Source organism: Leptospira haakeii (assembly GCF_002812045.1).
Classification (GTDB): Bacteria; Spirochaetota; Leptospiria; order Leptospirales; family Leptospiraceae; genus Leptospira_B; species Leptospira_B haakeii.
In genome coordinates, this window is sequence record NZ_NPEG01000031.1 from 1 (window position 1) to 2,168 (window position 2,168).

General features: G+C 41.4%; 1 protein-coding gene. It reads left to right on the forward strand.

The window, feature by feature from the left end; genetic code table 11:
* Positions 1–48: 48 nt before the first annotated feature.
* On the forward strand, positions 49–2,168 hold a 2,120-nt coding region (locus CH377_RS19520; protein ID WP_244283720.1), incomplete at its 3' end, for an LIC12048 family lipoprotein.

A 2,168-nucleotide genomic window follows, 5' to 3' on the forward strand; every position in this document is an offset into this window, starting at 1 on the left:
ATTGTCATAATCAACTTAGGTGAAGTGAATTTCGGAGGAATTGTTGGAATGAAAAGGGGTTTTGAATTCGGTAAACGGTTTTTGGTGAGCGTCATTTTGCTCCCGTTTGTAGCCACTTGTTTGAGCGATTTCGGATTCGGTGGAGGAGATATTGATCTCTCCAAAGCAACTTGGTTAGTCGCCCAGAAAGTTCCTTTCGTTTCTGTGAAGGAAGGTGTTCCAGGCCAACCTGTTACTCCTGTTCATGATATTTTCAGTCTTCCTCCCGGAACAAAGGTAAGTGTCCAAGCAGTTGGTGGGACTATCGATCCGACAGGAACCACTATCGTAAACGATTTTGACGGGGACGGGATTCTGAACTCTTATGAATCTAATACGAATGTCTGGGTGGCGGACTATCCTGATATAGACACTGTCATCAATCCTCCAGTCACAATGCAGATCGAAGTTTTGAAAACGGACACCGGTTCTACCGACCAAATCACGAGTGAAATCAAATACGCGGATACCGAAGAAACCAAAAACGACGGTTCTGAAAAAATCCACCAAAACGAAGTGAATCTAAGAACAGTTCAGTTTGCCGATACATATTCCTCTTCCACTAGTTTGAATTTAGGCATTAGCTCCGGAACGAATTACGGGGTTCCTGCAGGTAGCGCAGGACTTAATTATGGAACTAATTCCTCCAATAGCTGGGGTTTTAGCAATTCTACATCTAAGACTGTTACCAAATGGGCAGACAAACCTTTTAAGAATAATATAGATAAAGATGCTCGTTCCTTAAAGTCGGAAGTCTCCAGCCAGAACGCAAGAAAATATAGAACTGAAAAAGCTTCTAAGAGTACTTCCGGATACGAAATCAATCCTAAAGGCGGGTATATTAGAGCAGCATTATATATTAAAAATCGCTCCGTCAATATGCCGGTGAAATTATCCCATATTCTTTGTTCTTTGATGTTCGAAACTGCAGAGGGAGATTTGGTTCCTGTAAACAGTTTCTATCTTAAAAACCAAGATTATAGCGACTTCGAAGTATCCGTATATGGAGGTTCCGAATTCGGACCGTATGTAGTGGAGTTAAACGGTTTGAATACTGCTGAGATCGAAAAAGCGATCACTGCAGGCTATGTTCCTAAAATTTTCATCGTGGATTATCAAATGACTCACGTTGCGGATTCAAATTATCGTTCTACTCTTCTTAACTTCACCGGAGATAATTTAAAAATTATCGAAGAAAATGCGAAAGGAAGAACCTCTCTCATCAAAATTTATGGTCCGAATATCCGTGAAGCTTACAGAGTAGCTGCATTTGAAATAACCGGAGATACAGGTTGTAATGCAAAGAATGCTACAGGTTTTAAACCGGGAATCACTCTCCGAGAAGCCCTGAATCGGATCGCATGCTCCGGTGTAGAGATTCAATACCAGGACTATGTAATAGATCTTTCCGATATTGCCCCAACTCTGGGTGATTCCAGAATCTATGTAAAGGGGATCAAATCTATCGGCGGAGTTGCGAATACGGTTCCTTTTACAGAAGTTACTTCTGTAGGATCGGATGGAGCACAAAGAACTGCTTACGTTCAAACTCCTTTTAGCCAACTTACTGACGATCAAAAGAAAGCCTCTGGAGTCTGGGCAATTTTCTCCAAAGGAAAATACTACAACATGACCGAATATCTATTGTTCAACAATAGTAAGGTTTATTTTGACCCGACAAATCCGAGAAAGGCGAGTGTCCTCCAAGGTGTGGATTCTAAGATTTGGGCTGGAGATTATTTCGATATCGTTTATATCTCTGCGAGCGATTATATTAAGTCCCAGGAATCTTTCGGAACAAGTCCTTTAGAAACAGCGGTTGTCACTCCGATCAATACCGCTTGGGATCTACCTTCTTTGGGAGAGCAACCTTATAACCCGAATGTAAACTCAACTTTCCTTGGAACTGCTGGGTTCGGAGAGAAAGTTAACTTGGATATCAAGTTAAATAAAACGCAGTATTTGTATCCGAATTTCGGAGTTCCGGTTAATGCAGGGCCGTATTCTTACTTCCAAGATTTCTCTTATTCTCGTAAGACAGTTTCTACTCTATTCGGGCTCAGCCAGATTATGGATTTTGAAATCAGCTTAGGGTATAACGGTACTCGTACGGATTGGTTCCATATTGG